We start from the raw sequence: 18,335 nt of genomic DNA on the forward strand, positions 1-18,335 counted from the left end.
AGCCGGCGAAGGTCCGGGTAATCGGCAAGGCGATTATTTGGGCTTGTTCTGAAGCGCCTGCTCGACAAACCGGTTGTCGAGCACGAGCGATGTGTCCAGCTTTTTGCTGATCGCTCCGACCGCATACAGAAAGTCGGCCTGCTCCTGATGCGCCTTGGCAAATTCGGGGGTGACCGGTGAGGTGATCGGCTCCGAATTTTTCAGCACTTGGATAATAATGTCCCTCTCCAGCTTTTGCGACTTCACGAGATCGTCCGCCACTTCCTCCAGATGGCTGGCGTAGTAGCTTCGGATCTCTTCATATGCTTGGAGAAACCGGACGGTCAAGTCGGGATGATCTTTCGTAAATTTCGTTCGGGCGACTAAAAAACTGGGAGCGTTAATATTTAATCGCTCGCCGGTCGCAAGCACCCGGGCTCCGGTCTGGAAGACGGCGGTCGTCGCATATGGTTCCCAGATCGACCAGGCGTCCACGGCGCCGGTATCGAATGCCGGCCGGGCTTCATCGGGCTGCAGTTGAATTTCTTTAATGTCTCCGCCCTTCAGTCCGGCTTTGTCGACCGCCATATACAGGAAGTTGTAAGCGCTGCTGCCTTTGGCTACGGCGATTTTTTTACCTTTCAGATCGCTGAGCTGGTTGATCGGACTGTTTTTGGGTACGATGATCGAGTTTCCTTTTTTGCCGTCCGACGTAACCGCTATCGCTCGAAAGTCGACACCGCCAACTTGTCCGGAAATTAGCGGGGTGCCTCCTGTAGCGCCAAAGTCGAGCCGTCCGGCAGCCAGCGCCTCGAAGTGGGGAGGACCGCTGGCGAACTCGTTCCATTTCACCTCGACCCCGACCTCGGCAAAAGCTTTCTCAAAATGCTTCTTCTCCCTCGCATACGGAAAAATTCCGGTTTTGCCTTGTACGCCGATGTTGATCGTCACTTTCTCGCCGCGCGGCGCTCCGGCCGAAGCGGGGGAGGCGGAGCTGCCGTCGGCCTGCGTCTGGGAGCCGCCGCCTCCGCTGCCTGCTCCGGCGCAAGCCGCGAGCCCCACGGTCATTACGATCAGCGATAACCCTGCTGCGAACCGAAGCGGAAACGAACGGTTCTTACTGAAATGCGTAAACATACTTGTTCAAACTCCTCTCTATCGAACGGGAATGAAAAACAAAAAGGAGACGCAACGTATCGATACGTCGGTCTCCGGCTATCCGGTGGAACTAATTCATACTAAATCTATGAGATTAATTTGATTTGAATCATACCAACAACCTCGGGAGGTGTCAATGCTTTGACGGAAAAAAATAATTCAGGCGGTAACGGTTGACAGCGAGAATAGGCGGTGATAACATGACTTCAAATCACACTAAATACATGGGGATACACGAATATGGACTCGCGGAGGGAGTGATGTTTTGACAAGCAGCTGTTTCCGAATGGAGTGGTATATAGGAATTACGGTGTCAACCGGTCAGTCGGAGACGCGTTTCTATTAACAGAAGCGGCGTCTCTTTTTTGTTGTGTCGGGTATTGGACCAAACCCGCTTCCTGTAAATAACGGGGCTTCCCCGGCAGGAGCGGGGAACGGCCGCGGCGCTGAGCTGCGTAGTTGCATAGATTTGTTGCACAGGTTGTCCGTCTGATTGTATCCATCCATAAAAGGAGTGTAATCGCATGAGCAAAAGAGACGATCAAGTAGAGTTCGGCTGGTTTATTCCGACGACTGGAGACGGCAAATATATCGGCGTGGAGCCGGAGAGGGAGTCGACGTCCGAATATATGATCCAGGTGGCGCAAACGGCCGAGAAGGCCGGCTTCACGTTCGCCCTCATTCCTACGGGAGGCTCGTGCATCGACGCCTGGATCGTCGGCTCCACGATCGCTTCCCACACGTCGATCCTGAAGCCGCTCGTCGCGATGCGCCCGGGTCTGATCGCTCCCGTGCTCGCTGCCCGGATGGCCGCTTCGCTTGATGCGATATCCGGCGGCCGCGCGCTGATCAACGTCGTCACCGGCGGTTCGCCGCACGACTTGACGGCTACGGGCGATCCGCTCGCCCATGCGCATGACGAGCGGTATGACCGGACGCTCGAGTTTTTGCATATCGTGAAGAGCGTCTGGGCGAATTCCTACAAGAGCAAGCCCCGTTTTCTGGCAGGGAATCAAGTGTATAAGGGCGTTGAGCCCGTTCATTTCAAAGGCAAATATTACGAGGTCGAAGGAGCGGCCAGCTACCCGCCTCCGGTGCAGCAGCCTCACCCGCCGCTATATTTCGGCGGCAGCTCGCCGGCAGGCAAACGGACCGCGGCGGAGACGGCCGACGTCTATCTGATGTGGGCGGAGCCGCTTGATTGGATCAGACAGCAGATCGGCGAGCTTGAGCAGATCCGGGAGCAGTTGAAGCTTGAGAAGGGAATCGACCGGGAGCTGCGGTACGGCCTGCGGGCCCAAGTACTCGTTCGCGAGACGGAGGAGGAGGCGTGGAAAGAAGCGTGGGATATTATCAGCAAGATCGACCGAGAGGCGCTCGAGCAGTCGAACGTGCGGTTCAGCCAGACGGATGCGACGAATCAGAAGCGGCAAAACGAGCTTCGCGAAAGCTCCAAAGACAGCGGCTATCTGGTCGGTCCGAACTTGTGGGCGGGACTGTCGCTCGTCCGCGGCGGAGGCTCGATGCTGCTGGTGGGCAACCCGGAGCAGGTATCCGAGCGGCTGCTGGAATATGCCGATCTCGGCATCTCGTCCTTTATTTTGTCGGGATTTCCGAATCTGGAGGAGGCCGATATTACCGGACGGCTGCTGCTGCCGCTCGTCAAGCGGAAGCTGGCGGAAAGAAACGGGACGGACGTATCCGTCGAATCGGCCTGAACGGCCTACTAGATGAGGAGTGATGCTTATGAGCAACCGGGCGGAAGCGCTCCGAAGTCCGGCAGTCGCGCCGTCGAAGCCGGCCCGGGCGCGAGCGGGCAGGAGCGGATATGCGGCGGCACACGGACGAAAGGTGCTGGCCGGACTGGTGTTTCCGCTGCTTGTGCTCGCCGTCTGGCAAGCCGCCGGCTGGGCGGGGTTCGTATCCCCGACGATCCTCCCTGCCCCTTCGGCCATCTTCGTGTCGTTCTGGGAATTGCTCCGGACGGGCGAACTGTTTACGCATCTGGAAATCAGTCTTATGCGCGCCGGAATCGGCTTCGTGCTGGGCGGGACGCTCGGTCTGCTGGCCGGACTCGCCGTCGGCTTCTCCGTCAAGGCGGAGGAGACGCTGGACCCGTCGCTGCAGATGCTGCGCACGATCCCGCATCTGGCTGTCACGCCGCTGTTTATATTGTGGTTTGGCTTTGGCGAGTTTTCCAAAGTGCTGCTGATCGCCAAAGGCGCTTTTTTCCCGCTGTACGTTAATACGTTTCTCGGCATCCGCAGCGTCGACTCCAAGCTGTTCGACGTCGCGAGAGTGCTGGAGTTCAGCCGCTGGAAGCAGATTACCCGTCTCGTGCTGCCGGCCGCGCTTCCGAATATTTTGCTGGGGGTGCGATTGTCGCTCGGCGTCGCCTGGCTTGGTCTCGTGGTGGCGGAGCTGATGGGCTCTAGCGAAGGGATCGGTTATCTGATCATGGATGCAAGGCAATTTTCGCAAACCTCGATCGTGTTCGTCGGCATTCTGATCTTCGCCGTAGTCGGCAAGGCGACCGACTCGCTCGTCCGGTATTTGGAGAAAAAGCTGCTGCGCTGGAGAGACAGCTACACAGGCTGACAATCCGGCTTTCGGCCAGAACCGGAACGTTACGAGCGGCGGCGCTGAATGACACGGAACGGCCGTTTGAAAAAAAGCAATTTCGGTTAACTAATCGCCAATCCGGGCTAAATCCAAACCTCGCCAAATCCGGTACAGTGGAAGTGGACGAATACTCGCGAAATAGCGGAGGAGGAAAACCGGATGCAGCCGTTTCACGGACTGGGAATGGGACTTGGACAACTGCCCAGGTTGTCGAAGGCGAAGACAAGATCGATCAGCGCGGAGAATGGTACAGGCGAAAAAGGAAAAGCCGGCATGGCGACGGAAGGAACCGGGAAGGAGGCCGCCCGGGATCTGGGGTTAGGGTGGAAAGTGTCGCCTTCGATCCGCATCCCGGCCGGTTCGACCTTCACGCTGGCGGATATCCGGGAACCCGGCGCGATCCAGCATATATGGATGACCTGCTTCCCGGCGGCTTGGCGGTCGATGATCTTGCGCATGTATTGGGACGGGGAGGAGCAGCCTTCGGTGGAAGCGCCGGTCGGCGACTTTTTCTGCAACGGCTGGTGCGAGCGCAGCAACGTCAATTCGCTGCCAGTGGCGGTTAATCCGGCGGGAGGAATGAATTGTTACTGGGAGATGCCGTTCCGCAAGTCGGCGACGATCACGATGGAGAATCGAAGCGACAAGGAGCAGGTGCTCTATTTCCAGATTGACTATACGTTGACCGAGGTGCCGGACGATGCCGCGTATTTCCATGCCCGGTGGCGCCGCAGCAACCCGCTTCCCTATAAAGACGTTCATACGCTGCTGGACGGCGTGCGCGGGCACGGGCATTACGTCGGTACGTATCTCGCCTGGCAGTCGAACAACAACGGATGGTTCGGCGAAGGGGAGATCAAGTTTTATATGGACGGCGATACCGATTTCCCGACGATCTGCGGCACGGGGACGGAGGATTATTTCGGCGGCGCGTGGAACTGGGAACAGCCCAAGGGCGAATACGGCACGTATTCGACTCCTTTTCTCGGCATGCACCAGGTCGTCAAGCCGGACGGCTTGTACCGCAGCCAGCAGCGGTTCGGCATGTACCGCTGGCATGTGATGGACCCGATCCGGTTCGAGGAGGAGCTGCGGGTCACGATTCAGGCGCTGGGCTGGCGGTCGGAGGGCCGGTATTTGCCGCTGCAGGACGATATTGCCTCGACGGCTTACTGGTACCAGGCGGAGCCTCACGTCCCATGGGAACCGCTGCCTTCGAAGGATGAGCTGGAAGTGATATAAAGGTTAGAGCGCGGGCGGCGTGCCGTCCAGGCCATCAAGTATCGGTAAAGCGTCAGGCGTACGGGAGCCTGGCGTTTTTGCATGTTTCAATCAAACATTTTGTATCTAGGCATCCGGCGGATCGTGTAGTAGAGTAGAACATGAATACGCAGGCGGACCGCTATCGCCGACTGCACGATACCGCCCTATACAGGTGCAGGAGAAGGGGAATGGACCAGTTATGACCATGGTAAAGTATTGCGCCAGCTGCGGAAGCAATCTGGAAGTAAGAGTGATCGACGGCGAAGAACGGCAGGCTTGCCCGAATTGTTCATTTGTGCATTGGGGTTCTTATAGCGTCGGAGTCGGAGCGCTGGTCGTGCGCGACGGCAAGATGCTGCTCGTCCGCCGGGCGCAGGAACCGGGCAAAGGCTACTGGACCAATCCGGGCGGTTACATCGAACAGCACGAGCCGATCCACAGCACGATCGAGCGCGAGGTGAAGGAGGAGGCGGGCGTGGAAGCCCGGACCGTAGGCATCGTCGCCGTGCGCGACCAGCCCCGGGATATACATAACGTCTACATCGCCTTCGAGATGGAATACGTGAGCGGCGAGCCTGTGCCGGACCAGTTCGAGGTCGATGGAGCCGGATTTTTCAGTCCGGAGGAGATCGCCGGGATGAACGTCGCTCCTTTTACAAAATGGCTTGCGGATATCGCCTTTAACGGTCAGACCGGTGGGCTGGAGAAAGATGACGAGAACGAGCTGCAATTCCGTCATGCCGGGCTATTCAAGGTACCGACGCGGACAAGCCGTTAATAACGCGTGTAAAAGCGGCAGGCTGCGATTAATCGTGAAGGCACGATTGGCGCAGCCTGCTCGTCATATCAGATCCCAGCAGCCCGACTGGTCGTCCAGCGCGCGCAGCTTCACGGAGCGGGCGTATTCGGTCGGCGTCATGTTCGTCATTTTCTTAAACTGCCGCGAGAAATAATGGATGCTGCTGTACCCGAGCATCTCGGCGATTTCCGTGTAATTGTGCCGTTCGTCGCGGATGAGCACCTTCGCCCGTTCGATCTTCAACTGGTTGAACGTCTCCAGCACGCCTTGTCCCGTCTGCTGCTTCAGGGCGGTTTTCAGATTCGTCCGGCTGATCTGGAATTTCCGGCACAGCTCCTCGACCGTCAAATCCTCGGACATGTTCGCTTTCATATATTCCACGATATCCGTAGCGATCTCCAGCTCTTTATTTTCCTTCACGGCCGATACCGGCTTCAGCTTCTCCGGAGCGGGAGGCACCTGCTTGCGGCGGATCAGATGAATAAGCAGATTTTCCAGATGGTTGCGGATCAACTGCTCGCTGCCGAACGGAGCGCCTTCCCGCCGGTTCAGCTTGCGCATGCGCGGCGAGTCGATCGGCGGATCGAACGATTCCAGGCCGGCCTTCACGAGGCTGGAGAAGATGCTCCGCTCCTTCTCGTCGAGGCGGAACACCCGGCTGTCGGCGAAGTAGTCCATGGCGGGGCTGTCGCATTCGAACGTAAGAATGATGACATTCGGCGTCGATTTTAGCGCAGCGCCTCCGCGGTGGAATTCGTTCGGGCCGTAGAAGACGAGGTCGCCCTGCTCCAGATGAAAAGGAGCCCCGTCTACCGTAACGTCCCACTCCCCTTTGTCCACATACACGATTTCCCAGAAGTCGTGCCGCTCTCCTTCGAAGAAGTAGTCTTTCGGCATCTCCCTGTAAAAAAAAGTGATCAGTCTCCGTACCGCCAAATCCTCGCGCAGTTCGAACTTCACGTAACTCAAGCGGCTCTTCTCCTTTCGAGACAAATCCAAGGGACTATCGATGAATCTCTGATAATATCTTATAGCGAAATGGTAGGGTTGACAAATAAAATGGAAAAAAAATCGTGGTTCCTCGGCGAAATTCGTGTTAATATGTTAAAAAGAAACATATGAATGTTTGATATAAACATTTGTTTCACTCCAAATTCACATCTCGTTTCCTATAATAGGGAAAAGAGACGCATCTTAGACTAGCCTGACGGATCGTTCGATAGAACCGACTACCATTAATAGGAGGAGTCCGTATGGGATTGCTGCGTTTTGTTGTCGTTGGAACAGGGTGGGTAGCTGGAGAGTATTTGAAAGCGATTTCGTCGAGATCTGATGCGGAAGTGGCGACTGTGGTCAGCCGGAACACGGAACATGCGAAAGCCAAGCTTGCGTCTATGGGCATTCAGGCGCGCGTGACCGACAATTTCGAGGAAGCGGTCAAAGATTCGAGCGTCGACGCGGTCGTGCTCTGCTCCACGCCGGATTCGAGACCGGAGCAGGCGGTGATCGCCGCCCGTTACGGCAAGCACCTCGTGCTGGAGAAGCCGCTTGCGATGGACCGTGCCGGCTTATGGAGCATGGCGGATGCGATCGAGAAAAATCCGGTGCGGACGGCGGTCAGCTTCGTGCTCCGATGGAACCCGTCGTTTACGAACACGAAATCGCTTATCGACGACGATGCGATCGGCCGCGTCTACATGGCGCAGGTTGATTACTGGCATCATGTCGGTCCGAAATATGTGCAGTACAAGTGGAGCAAGACGAAGACGCAAGGCGGCAGCAGCATGCTGTCGGCGGGCTGCCATGCCGTCGACGCCGTCCGTTTCTTCGCAGGGGACATTACCGAGGTAACGGCCTACGGCTGCCGCACATGGGCGGATTCAGAGTATGAGTTCGACCCGAACGCGATTGCCATCCTCAAGCTGAAGAACGGGGGCATCGGCAAAGTATCGTCGTCGCTCGAGTGCAAGACGCCGTACAAGTTCAACGTCCATCTGCTCGGCGAGAAGGGGGCGATTATGAACAACCAGCTGTTCACGCACAAGCTGCCCGGACAAACCGATTACGCCACGATCCCTACGATTTTGCCGGACAGCGGAGACGTCTCGCACCATCCGTTCACCGATGAGATCGACGATTTCGTGCAGGCGGTTCGCAACAATACGGCTACGAAATGCGAATTTGCCGACGCCTACAAGTCGATGGAAGTCAGCTTTGCGATCGACGAGTCGATCGAGACCGGCAAAAGCGTCATATTGCCATTGGCAAGATAACTATATGCGGTAGGAAAGGCTGGAGAGAATCCATGAGTGTAAAAATCGGAATGATCGGCGCGGGCGGCATTGCCCGGAGCCACTTGACCAAGCTGCAAAAAATCGAGCAGGCCACCATCGTCAGCATCTATGACGTGAACCGGGAAAGCGCCGTACAAGCGGCCGAGTCGGTTGGGGCCCGCGCGGCGGACGATGTCGATTCGCTGCTGAATCCGAACGAGATCGATGCCGTATTTATTTGCACGCCGCAATTCGCCAGAGACGATCTGGAGGAGCGGGCGGCGAGAAAAGGGATTCACGTCTTCGTGGAAAAACCGCTCGGGCTTGATCTGGAGACGGTGCAGCGCAAGGAGAAGGCGATTGCCGAATCGGGCATCATTCATTCCGTCGGTTACTGTTTGCGATACTATGATACGGTGCTTAAGGCCAAGGAATATTTGCAGGGACGGACGATCCATCTCGTGCAGGCGCAGCGCTTCGGCACGACGCATCCGGCGCTCTGGTGGAGAACGCAGAGCATGTCCGGCGGCCATCTGGCCGACGCCGTTACGCATCAGGTCGATATGGTGCGGTTTCTGGCCGGCGATTACCGGGACGTGACCGCCCAGTTCGGCAGCAATTCGATTGCGGGCGTATTCCCCGACGCTACGATTGCGGACGCCGGCGCCGTCACGTTCTCGCTGAAGAACGGTGCGGTCGGGACGATTACCGAGTCGTGCGTATCGCCGCATCATGGCGGATCGGAGGTTAAGTTTTTCGGCCCCGACTTCTTCGTTCATTTGACCGGGAACGGGAAAACGTTAACGATCGTCGATAAGGAAGACAAGGTGACGCATACGTCGACGCAAGATCCGAGCCTCGAGCAGGATAAAGCGTTCATCGAGGCCGTTGCAACCGGCTCCCGCAAGCCGATTTTGTGCGGCTACGCGGACGGCATGCAGACGCTGGCGTTCTCGCTGGCAGCCCATCGCGCTGCGGAGTTGGGCTCGAAGGTGACGCTGTAACGCTGCCACGTTATCATGGTGAGGCTGCTGGAGACGCGCCCGCGTGCGGCTGAAGCTGAGGAGCGGGCTGTAAGGCAGGCTTAGCTCAGGCAGCGCCGCGCGTATCCGGTGCGGCGCGCCTAATAGAAGAACCATCCGGCCCGTTTGTTTGTTACGGGAGGGATGGTTCTTTGTTTTTTAATGATTCAGAGCCCCGTCCAGTCACATTTGGCGTAATAAGGGATGTTTGAGACTCGTATTACTCCAAAATCTCCGTTCATGACCGAAATAGGAGATGCTGGAGGCTCTTATTTCCTCGACTACTCGCAATTTCTGGCCAAACCGACAAAATAAGGGGTGCCAAAGACTTCTATTTCCTCAAAAGTTGCGTTTGTGACCGAAATAAGACGTGCTGGCAGCTCTTATCTCTAACGTCCCCCCGACTCCGTGCTGGGAGCTCATACTCATTACTCTACGTAATCGCTTAACGACCCTCCACTCCGTGTCGGAACGAACGCCACCTAGCGGACATCACCCAGCGGACATCACCCAGCGGACATCACCCAGCGGACATCACCCGCCGGATGTCGCCCGCCAGAGCGCCGCCGGCCACCTTTACCGATTGTCCACTTTCTCCGGGTACAGGTCATGGTTCAGCAGCCGATGCTCCGCCATATGCTCATACTTCGTGCCGGGGCGTCCCCAGTTGCAGTACGGGTCGATGGAGATGCCGCCTCTTGGCGTGAATTTGCCCCATACCTCGATATATCTCGGTTCCATCAACGCGATCAGATCGTTCATGATGATATTGATGCAATCTTCGTGGAAATCGCCGTGATTGCGGAAGCTGAACAAATACAGCTTTAACGATTTGCTCTCCACCATGCGGCGGTCCGGGATGTAGGAGATGTACAACGTCGCGAAATCCGGCTGGCCGGTCATCGGACACAGGCTCGTAAATTCGGGGCAGTTGAATTTGACGAAATAGTCGCGCCCCGGATTTTTGTTATCGAAGGCTTCCAAAATATCCGGCGAATAGCCGAACCGGTAGTCGGTTCCCTGATTGCCGAGCTGCGTGATGCCCTGAAGTTCGTCTTCCGTTCTTCCTGCCATGCGTACGCCTCCTCAAACCCCTTTTTTATTGCCCCATACCCAGGTGTGAAGCTGGGGGAGCACATGAACTTGCTTGAGCCCGGTATGTTCCATCACCCGTCCGATCAGCCAGCGGTACCGTTCCAGCAAATACGGGAGGAGCTTTTCCGGCTCGTCCTCCTTCAACCGGTCGTTGCCCGCCTGCACATAAAACGGAATATGCGGATACCGTTCATGCACACCCGCCGCATAGTGCAAGTCCTCGTCGTCGAATACAACGATTTTCAAACTAAAGAGCCGCCGCTTCTCCGTTAATTTGGCGACGATGTCATCCAGCGCCGTCCAATCGGTCTCCATGCGGGAGCTGGGCGGCTTCGGCGAAATCGTCAAATCGTCGATGTCCCCAAACCAATCCTGCCACCTGCTGCCCTGCGTCTCCAGCGCCACACGGATTCCACGTTCGCGGAGCAGCTTGATCAGCCCGGCGAGCTGAGGCAGCAGGGCGGGATTGCCGCCGGAGATCGTCACATGTCCGAACGTTTCGCCGCCGATCCGCCGAAGCTCCTCGCCAATTTCGTGAGGAGTCATCGGACGAATATCCGCCTTGCCGCTCCCGTCCCAAGTAAAGGCTGAGTCGCACCAGGCGCAGCTGTAGTCGCATCCGGCCGTGCGGACGAACATCGTCTTGCGCCCGATTACGCTGCCCTCGCCTTGGACCGTAGGTCCGAATATTTCAATAACGGGAATGCGCCGTTCATCCGTTCTATCCGGGCTTTTATTCATGGGCGGACACCGCTTTCGGCCGATAGATGCAGTAGCTGGTCGGGGTTTCCCGCAAGTACACCTGGAGGCAGCGGACGCCATTGCCCATCCCGTCCAAATAACGCTGCACGATCTCGCAAATGGTGCGCGCGACGACCTCCGTCGTCGGAAACCGGTTCGAATCGTCGCTGCTAAAGCTCTCAGCGTCCTCGTTCAGCACGGAATGATCGAACCTGTCGTGAATGAGCTGCTTCAACTTGGAGAAATTGACCAGGAAGCCGGCCGAATCAAGCGTATCTCCGGCTACTGTAATGTTCGCGAAATACGTATGGCCGTGCAGCCTCCGGCATCGTCCGGCTTCATCCGCCGGAATGTAGTGCGCCGCCGCAAACTGCATATCTTTATTCAATTCGTACATATAGGAATGATTCGCTGCGGGATACATTTGCTGCATCATCGGGAGGCACCCTCCCGTCCCTGTTTGATCAAAAATTCGTTTAACCCGTTTCTGCGCAGCGTACAAGCCGGACACTGCCCGCAGCCGTCAGCCACGATGCCGTTGTAGCACGTCAGCGTCCGCTGTCTGACATACTCCAGGACGCCGAGCCGGTCGGCCAGCTCCCAGGTCTGCGCTTTGTTCAGCCACATAAGCGGCGTTTCGATTACAAACGGATAGTCCATGGCCAGATGGAGCGTAACGCCGAGCGATTTGATAAAAACGTCCCGGCAATCCGGATAGCCGCTAAAGTCGGTTTCGCACACGCCGGTCACGATATGCCTCGCTCCGATCTGCTTGGCGAGGATGGCGGCGAACGATAGGAACAGCAAATTGCGCCCGTCCACGAACGTGGTCGGCAGCGAGCCTTCCTGCTGCTCGATGGCGATATCGTCCCGGGTCAGCGCATTCGGGGCCAACTGACCGAGCAGGCTCATGTCGAGCACATGATGTCTGACGTTTTGCTCTTTCGCGATCGCGGCGGCAACCTCTACCTCCAGCTTGTGCCGCTGGCCGTAATCGAACGTGACGGCTTCCACTTCGCCGAACCGCTTCATCGCCCAGAACAGGCAGGTCGTACTGTCTTGTCCGCCGCTGAATACGACGACGGCTTTCGATTGATTCATTCGGGCATCTCCCTCTCTGATTCGAGAAGAACGAGATCCGTGCAAATTTCCCTGAACTAAAGAAACGGCGCGAACACGGCCAAGCCGATTCGCACCGAACGCAAAAACGACGATACCTGAACGGGGCCATCGTTTCCGGATAGTTTTTTATAGAGGGAGTTCGCGAACCTCTCCCGGGGCTCCCGCCGCTTGCGGCAGAACATCCGACCGGAATTCTTCTTTAGTTTTTCTCACGTACTATAGCACAGAAGCGTGCGGAAGGGAATAGGGGGCTTTTGGATGGCGGTTCCGGTTCGCTTGCGGAACATCCTTCATGCGTGGAAGCAAGGGGTTGAGACGCCCGAAATCCCCTGCAAACAAACAGACGCCTCCATCCCCGCATACCCGCGGTTTTGGAAGCGTCTTTGCCTATCATCAGGACCGGCCCGTTCGCCGATAGTCGGTCTGGAACTGCCCTTTGCAGGTTTTTCGCGGCCGCACAGGCCGCTAGGCACGGACCTGCTTCGCGTCTTACTCCGCCTCCGCCCATTGCTTCAGCGTCATGTAGTCGGGTTTGCCGCTCCCCAGTACCGGGAGCTTGTCGACGAACCGGAGCTGGGACGGAAGCAGCAGCGGCGAGCCGCCAAGCGCCCGGGTTTTCTCCTTCAGCGCGCCGATCGTCAGATCCGGCGACGTGTGGAACAGCACGATCCGCTCGCCTTTGCGCGAATCAGGGACGCTGACGGCGGCGGCCGCCAGATCGGGGAAGCAAGAAGCGACCATCTCCTCGACGGCGCCCAGCGACACCATCTCTCCGGCGATTTTGGCGAACCGTTTGCGGCGGGACAAGACGGTCACATAACCGTCCGCATCGATATCGACGACATCGCCGCAGTCGTACCAGTCCGGACAAGGGACGAACCCTTGGTCGTGCAGCAAATATCCTTTCATCACGTTCGGGCCGCGAACGTGCAGGTTGCCGCCGTCGATGCCCGGAATTTTCTCCAGCAGGCACTCGATTCCAGGCAGCAGGCGTCCGACCGATCCCCGCTTGAACGCCATCGGCGTATTCAGCGCCAGTACCGGCGCGGTTTCGGTCGTGCCGTAGCCCTCGAGGATACGGATGCCGAATTTGTCGTACCACAGCTGGCGGACGTCGTCCTTCAGCTTCTCCGCACCGGCTACCACATACCGCAGCGAGTAGAAATCGTACGGATGCGCGGCTTTGCCGTAAGCGGCAAGAAAGGTCGAAGTGCCGAACAGGATCGTCGAATTGCTCGTATACACCAGCTCCGGGATCACTTTGTAGTGGAGCGGGCTCGGGTACAGAAACAGCTTTATTCCGCTGAGTAGCGGCAGCATCGTACCTGCGGTCAAGCCGAACGAGTGAAACATCGGCATGGCGTTAAATACTTTATCCTTCGAAGTAAAGTCGATGACCGAGCGGGCCTGCTGAATGTTGGCAAACAGATTGCGATGGCTAAGCACGACACCCTTCGGCTTGCTTTCGCTGCCCGATGTGAACAGGATGACCTCGTTCGGTCCGGGAGCGGCTTTTGCACGGAATGCGTAATCGGCCAGCCCGCGCAGCTTGTCGCCCTTCGTAACGGTACTTCTCACGTCCTCAAGGTACAAGACGGTGAACCGTTCCTCGAACAGTTCGATCAGCGGCTGGAGCTTCGCTTTCTCCACGAATTGGCGCGATGTCAGCACCGTCCGGACCGACGCGGTCTCGCACGCTTCCGCCAGCTGCTGGGGGCCGTTCGAGAAATTCAGGATGGCCGGCGTTTTGCCGATCCGGATCAGCGAGAACAATGCGACGACGTGTCCGCAAGCGTTCGGCATCAGAAGCGCTACGTTCGGTTCGTCCTTCAGCAAGGGGGCCAGCTTGCGCCCCAGCACATGCGACGCGAGCAGCAGCTTCTTGTAGCTGAGCTGCTGAGTGGCGTCCTCGCAGGCCGGAAACCCGTTGCCATGCCTTGCGGCCGCCGCTGTCAGCTCGTCGAACAGATTCACTTCCGGCTTCATCCGGCTGTCGAACAGCTCCTGCTGCAGCAGCCGGCCGATTTGCCCGGCAGCCTGCTCCTTTTGGATTTTGACCGACCGTTCGGGGTCGGAAGCGATCCGATACGCTTTGCCGACGGTGATGGCGACCGGAGGGAGCAGGCGCCGTTTGACCAACCCTTTCAGATACGACATGTTGGACTGTTCCAGTCCGTTTATTGCGACAGGGTGAATCGGGACCCCTGTTTTCAAGGCGATATACCCGACGCCTCCGTACATCTTCATCAGTCCGCCCGTAGTCGTAATCCGGCCTTCCGGAAAAACGACGAGCGGCGAGCCTTTTTGCACCACTTTGATCATATGGCGGACCGAGTACGGATTGAGCGGATCAACCGTAACGATCTTGCAAAACCGCAGCAGCGGGGCGAACCGTTTGGCGATCTGCGTATTCACGACGAACACGACATCGCGTGGCAAAGCGAGCATCAAAAATACGCCGTCCAGAAGCGAGACGTGGTTCGGCAGAAGCAGCGCGGGTTGCGAGGAATCCAGCTGCTCCAGTCCGCGGAATCGTACCCGGAACAGACGGAACAGGACGAAGCGAAGTAAAGTGAATGCCACCTTCACGGTGATCATCTCCTCCAATATAGCGGCGATTGCGCCGCTTTCCAGGTTGGGTCTTTTTATGACCTGGTCTTAATCTTATTGTACGTGAATTTAGCCAATTGGAAAGTACTAGATTCGAGTAGTACCGAGAATGTATGTTCGCAACAATGTATGGGCGTAAGCGGGAGGAGGCGTCTTCTGATATGCTTATTCAGGTCAGGGAGAGTGAGAACGAAATGCAAAAGGTTAATAGTTTATAACGAGATATAATTTCATATAATAAAATATAATTGCAAAATAGAAACGTGAAATTATAATAAAACTTATCCGCGAGTTATCTAAGCTGAACCGGGAGGGGCAGCGGCCGAGCCGCGAATCCGTAACGAAAAGACTGGAAAGAAGCGGGATTTGAGGCCGAATACACGATCAAGGGTCATAGGGCGGAACTCTACTTTTACAAGGGGGATGGATATGAACCACGTACCGGTGTACAAACAGAAGCAAGTGCTGATTGGCAACGACAGCGGGGCGGAATCACAACGTTATTACGCCTTTCCCTCGATATTCGAATCGGGTGACGGGAACATCATTATCGCCTACAAAAACGGGACCCAACATGCGCTTGAAGCGGGCGCTCCCTTGGAGGTGCTGACTTTTGACCCGGTGCAGAAGGAAGTCGTATCCGTGTATACGGTTGACGAGACTCCCGGATGGATCAACCAAAATCCGGAGCTTCTGCGGATGCCGGACGGAACCGTCTACATGTATGTGGATGTGCAGCGCGGCGGTACGAAAGAGAGGCTTGGGCTGCATGTATACCGATCGACAGATGAAGGCGCCTCTTTTCAGAGCGATCCAGTTTTTCCCCAAGTCGGAGACTTCGTGTTCGGCTACTCGTTCGACGACGCTGTAACATCGGACGGAGCAGCTGTGATGCTCGCGATGTCGTTCCCGGAACTTCCGGTTGCGGTAAGAGCCGTGCACGCCATACGATCGGCAGACGCGTCAATGTATTGGAAGTGGATCAGGTCTGGAAGGGGACCGAACAGTCCCGGACGATCGTTTTCAGCAACGGCGGCAGCTGCGGGTTCGCGTTTGAAGAAGGCAAGCGCTATATGGTATATACGTATGATAAAAACGGAGAATCTTACACCAATTTTTGCAGCCGAACCGTGGAACTATCGCAGGCAGCGGAGGATATCAAGGCGTTAGGTAAAGGACGCGAAATAGAAAAACAACCTCGCCTTGAAGCCGCCGAAGCAGAAATGGACGGAAACCCGGGACAACGATACAGGATGAAGTGTGTGGTCGATTTGCTATCTGTCGCAGCTTTTGCACTACTCTTATGGGCTGTGGAATGGAGGAGGCAAAGGCGGTGAGACAAGACTTACAGTTTTCTTGCTTTGATTACAAACGTTACAGGGAGCATCTTTGCTTTTTTGGCAAAATCGCTGTTATCGCCGCGTACTTGCATGATCTCATCATCCGATTCCTCGATCATTTGCTCAATGACAAATCCCGCTTTTGCCAACGCATTCAGATAGGTGGATAGTTTACGGTCCGATAAGGTCAGCGCACCTTCATCCAGAGAAACCGAATACCAGGATTCGTCGAAATAACACTTTTTGAAAGTAAGCCTATTATTTTCTGCAACAACGCATTTATGTATCGGGTGAGACCAGCTGAAAATAAATACGCCATCTTTTTTAAGGTAAGAAGCGATCCGGCAAAAGGTGCCTTCAAGGTCGGTCGTCCAGCCTATGGCATAAATCGAATAAACAACGTCAAAATAATCGACCGGTATGCCGCATTCTTCTTCCATGGGAGAACAGATCAGTTTGGCTGACAGACCGCATGCTTCCAAATGCTGTTTTGCCTTTTCGATTTGTTTTTCCGACAGATCCACGGCCCATAGTTCAGACGCCTTGCGTTCCCCCTGGTATTGCAAAGATTGACCGTTACCACAACCAATCTCCAACATCTTTTTCCCGGAGACATCGCCAAAGAGCCGGTATTTTTCCTCTGAGACAAATGCTCCATATAAAGGCAGCACGATTGCTCCCAAGAAGTCGTTTCCATGGGTATCCCAATAGAAGCTGTTGGTTGTATAAACCGAATTTTTGTCCATGTCGACCGAGCTGGCGCGGCCAACCTCGCCAGCGCCTATCACGTTTGTTTTATGAACGGAATTGTTGTCCATGCCGCCGCCTCCCCAATATACATTCTCCCTGCGCGATTAACCCCAAATACTATACCGTTTTTCGTTGAACAATTCCAATCTGTCTACAATCAGCCGTCCGGGGTTGTTTTGAGCTCGCAGATATGACCGCCCCTGTAAAAAAATCAACAACCAGCAGCACCGTACGGAGCAGCGGGCAAAAAAGCAGCTACCCTGACAGCGTATGTCAGGGTAGGGAAGGGAATCAGGCGCGCCTTATACGCCCGCTGCTTATGTTCATGTATGCCGTTCGAAACTTACACGGTGCGGAAACTATCCCTTCAACACGCCGGTCCGCTTGCCGACCGCGACGATCTTCTCCACCGCAAACGACAAGTCGTCCTTCGTATGGGCGGCGGTCACGATACAGCGAACGCGGCCTTTGTCCATCGCCACCGTCGGGTACACGATGCCTTGGGCGTAGATCCCTTCCTCCATCAGTTGCCGCGAGAAGTCTGCCGTCTTGTCCGGCTGGCCGATCAGGACGGGGATGATCGGCGTCTCGCTGCCGCCGGTATCGAAGCCTTCCTCCTTCAGGCGCGTCCGGAAAAAGGTCGCGTTGTCCCATAGCCGGTCGATCAGCGGCTGGCTTTTGCGCAGCAGCCGGATCGCGGCGAGACAGGCGGCGGCAACTGCCGGCGGATGCGAGGTGCTGAACAGAAACGGCCTCCCTTTATGAATGAGGTAACGTTTCAGCACATCGGCTCCGGCCACGTACCCGCCGACGACTCCGACCGCTTTGGACAAGGTGCCGACTTGAACGTGAACGCGCCCATGCAGATTGAAATGGTCGGTCGAGCCTTTGCCGTTACGGCCGAGCACGCCGCTCGCATGCGCATCGTCCACGTATACGTAGGCGCCGTAAGCTTCCGCCAGCTCCACGATAGCGGGCAGCGGGGCGATATCGCCGTCCATGCTGAATACGCCGTCGGTCACGATAAACGTGCGCTTGCGGCCTCCGTTTTCCTTCAGCAGTTGCTCGAGCCGGTCCATATCTTTGTGCGGATAAATCGCCCGGGCGGCTTTGGTCAGCCGGATGCCGTCGATGATGCTGGCATGGTTCAGCTCGTCACTGATGACGAGTTCGTCCGGACCGAGCAGGGAGGACAAAGCGCCCTGGTTCGTCGTAAAGCCCGACTGGAATACAAGCGCCGCTTCCGTTCCTTTAAAATCGGCGAGCTCGCGCTCCAACTCGTCGTGGATGTCCAGCGTTCCGGTAATCGTCCGGACCGATCCGCTTCCTGCGCCATACCGGTTAATCGCTTCGATCGCCGCCGCTTGAATGTCGGGATGCCCGGTGAAGCCTAAGTAATTGTTGGACGACAGCTGAAGCAGCTTGCGTCCGCCCGTCTCCATCCACGGCCCCGAGGCACTGGTCCATACGGTCGGCAGCCGGTACATGCCTTCCTTGCGGAGCCGCTCCAGCTCTTCGTTTAAATAATCAAATGTCGATGTCGGCATAGGTAGAATCTCCC

General features: G+C 56.5%; 16 protein-coding genes and 1 riboswitch. Of the genes, 7 read left to right on the top strand and 9 right to left on the bottom strand.

Features of this window, described 5'->3' with window-relative positions; genetic code table 11:
- Window positions 1-33 precede the first annotated feature (33 nt).
- Window positions 34-1,116, bottom strand: a complete 1,083-nt coding sequence (locus tag AC3Y2E_RS05330; RefSeq protein ID WP_379207917.1) for an aliphatic sulfonate ABC transporter substrate-binding protein — start codon at window positions 1,114-1,116, stop codon at window positions 34-36.
- Window positions 1,117-1,661: 545 nt separating this feature from the next.
- Here AC3Y2E_RS05330 and AC3Y2E_RS05335 point away from each other — a divergent pair.
- The 4 genes from AC3Y2E_RS05335 to AC3Y2E_RS05350 all read left to right on the top strand — a co-directional run bounded on the left by AC3Y2E_RS05335 (window position 1,662) and on the right by AC3Y2E_RS05350 (window position 5,800).
- Entirely contained in the window at window positions 1,662-2,855 is a 1,194-nt protein-coding gene (locus AC3Y2E_RS05335; RefSeq protein WP_379207919.1) for an LLM class flavin-dependent oxidoreductase, read from the top strand.
- Between the two features lie 28 nt (window positions 2,856-2,883).
- The gene (locus tag AC3Y2E_RS05340) at window positions 2,884-3,735 is read left to right on the top strand and encodes an ABC transporter permease (RefSeq protein ID WP_379207921.1); all 852 of its coding nucleotides are present in this window, start codon (window positions 2,884-2,886) and stop codon (window positions 3,733-3,735) included.
- Window positions 3,736-3,918: 183 nt separating this feature from the next.
- A complete protein-coding gene (locus AC3Y2E_RS05345) occupies window positions 3,919-5,001 on the top strand; it encodes a glycoside hydrolase family 172 protein (protein ID WP_379207923.1) in 1,083 nt (360 codons plus the stop codon).
- A 220-nt stretch (window positions 5,002-5,221) separates the two neighbouring features.
- Window positions 5,222-5,800 (top strand): NUDIX domain-containing protein, encoded by a 579-nt coding sequence (locus AC3Y2E_RS05350; RefSeq protein ID WP_379207926.1) that lies wholly within the window; start codon window positions 5,222-5,224, stop codon window positions 5,798-5,800.
- 63 nt (window positions 5,801-5,863) lie between these two features.
- Here AC3Y2E_RS05350 and AC3Y2E_RS05355 read toward each other — a convergent pair whose 3' ends face one another.
- Window positions 5,864-6,781 carry an AraC family transcriptional regulator gene (locus tag AC3Y2E_RS05355; RefSeq protein WP_379208314.1) on the bottom strand — a complete coding sequence of 306 codons (918 nt, stop codon included), beginning with the start codon at window positions 6,779-6,781 and terminating at the stop codon, window positions 5,864-5,866.
- Window positions 6,782-7,074: 293 nt separating this feature from the next.
- On the opposite strand from AC3Y2E_RS05355, the gene AC3Y2E_RS05360 reads away from it, so the two are divergent.
- Both AC3Y2E_RS05360 and AC3Y2E_RS05365 read left to right on the top strand, forming a co-directional pair.
- Window positions 7,075-8,094, top strand: coding sequence for a Gfo/Idh/MocA family protein (locus AC3Y2E_RS05360; RefSeq protein ID WP_379207928.1), 1,020 nt, complete (start codon window positions 7,075-7,077; stop codon window positions 8,092-8,094).
- A 32-nt stretch (window positions 8,095-8,126) separates the two neighbouring features.
- Complete coding sequence (locus AC3Y2E_RS05365) at window positions 8,127-9,098, top strand: Gfo/Idh/MocA family protein (protein ID WP_379207930.1); 972 nt, start codon at window positions 8,127-8,129, stop codon at window positions 9,096-9,098.
- Between the two features lie 594 nt (window positions 9,099-9,692).
- Here the strand turns inward: AC3Y2E_RS05365 and queF are convergent.
- From queF to AC3Y2E_RS05390, 5 genes are all read right to left on the bottom strand, one after another.
- Complete coding sequence (gene queF, locus AC3Y2E_RS05370; protein WP_379207932.1) at window positions 9,693-10,190, bottom strand: preQ(1) synthase; 498 nt, start codon at window positions 10,188-10,190, stop codon at window positions 9,693-9,695.
- 12 nt (window positions 10,191-10,202) lie between these two features.
- Window positions 10,203-10,952, bottom strand: coding sequence for a 7-carboxy-7-deazaguanine synthase QueE (gene queE / locus AC3Y2E_RS05375; RefSeq protein WP_379207934.1), 750 nt, complete (start codon window positions 10,950-10,952; stop codon window positions 10,203-10,205).
- Entirely contained in the window at window positions 10,945-11,388 is a 444-nt protein-coding gene (queD, locus tag AC3Y2E_RS05380; protein ID WP_379207936.1) for a 6-carboxytetrahydropterin synthase QueD, read from the bottom strand. Before queD ends, queE begins: the two co-directional genes overlap by 8 nt.
- Window positions 11,385-12,053, bottom strand: coding sequence for a 7-cyano-7-deazaguanine synthase QueC (gene queC / locus AC3Y2E_RS05385; RefSeq protein ID WP_379207938.1), 669 nt, complete (start codon window positions 12,051-12,053; stop codon window positions 11,385-11,387). The genes queD and queC overlap by 4 nt, the downstream gene beginning before the upstream one ends.
- Window positions 12,054-12,186: 133 nt before the next feature.
- Window positions 12,187-12,230: riboswitch (PreQ1 riboswitch) on the bottom strand.
- A 333-nt stretch (window positions 12,231-12,563) separates the two neighbouring features.
- Window positions 12,564-14,663, bottom strand: a complete 2,100-nt coding sequence (locus AC3Y2E_RS05390) for an AMP-binding protein (protein WP_379207940.1) — start codon at window positions 14,661-14,663, stop codon at window positions 12,564-12,566.
- 450 nt (window positions 14,664-15,113) lie between these two features.
- On the opposite strand from AC3Y2E_RS05390, the gene AC3Y2E_RS05395 reads away from it, so the two are divergent.
- Window positions 15,114-15,854 (top strand): hypothetical protein, encoded by a 741-nt coding sequence (locus AC3Y2E_RS05395; RefSeq protein ID WP_379207942.1) that lies wholly within the window; start codon window positions 15,114-15,116, stop codon window positions 15,852-15,854.
- A 175-nt stretch (window positions 15,855-16,029) separates the two neighbouring features.
- Here AC3Y2E_RS05395 and AC3Y2E_RS05400 read toward each other — a convergent pair whose 3' ends face one another.
- The gene (locus tag AC3Y2E_RS05400; RefSeq protein WP_379207944.1) at window positions 16,030-16,842 is read right to left on the bottom strand and encodes a class I SAM-dependent methyltransferase; all 813 of its coding nucleotides are present in this window, start codon (window positions 16,840-16,842) and stop codon (window positions 16,030-16,032) included.
- Between the two features lie 291 nt (window positions 16,843-17,133).
- Window positions 17,134-18,321 (bottom strand): glycine C-acetyltransferase, encoded by a 1,188-nt coding sequence (locus tag AC3Y2E_RS05405; protein WP_379207946.1) that lies wholly within the window; start codon window positions 18,319-18,321, stop codon window positions 17,134-17,136.
- Between the last annotated feature and the right edge of the window lie 14 nt (window positions 18,322-18,335).

The sequence above is a fragment of the Paenibacillus sp. MAH-35 genome, from assembly GCF_058135425.1.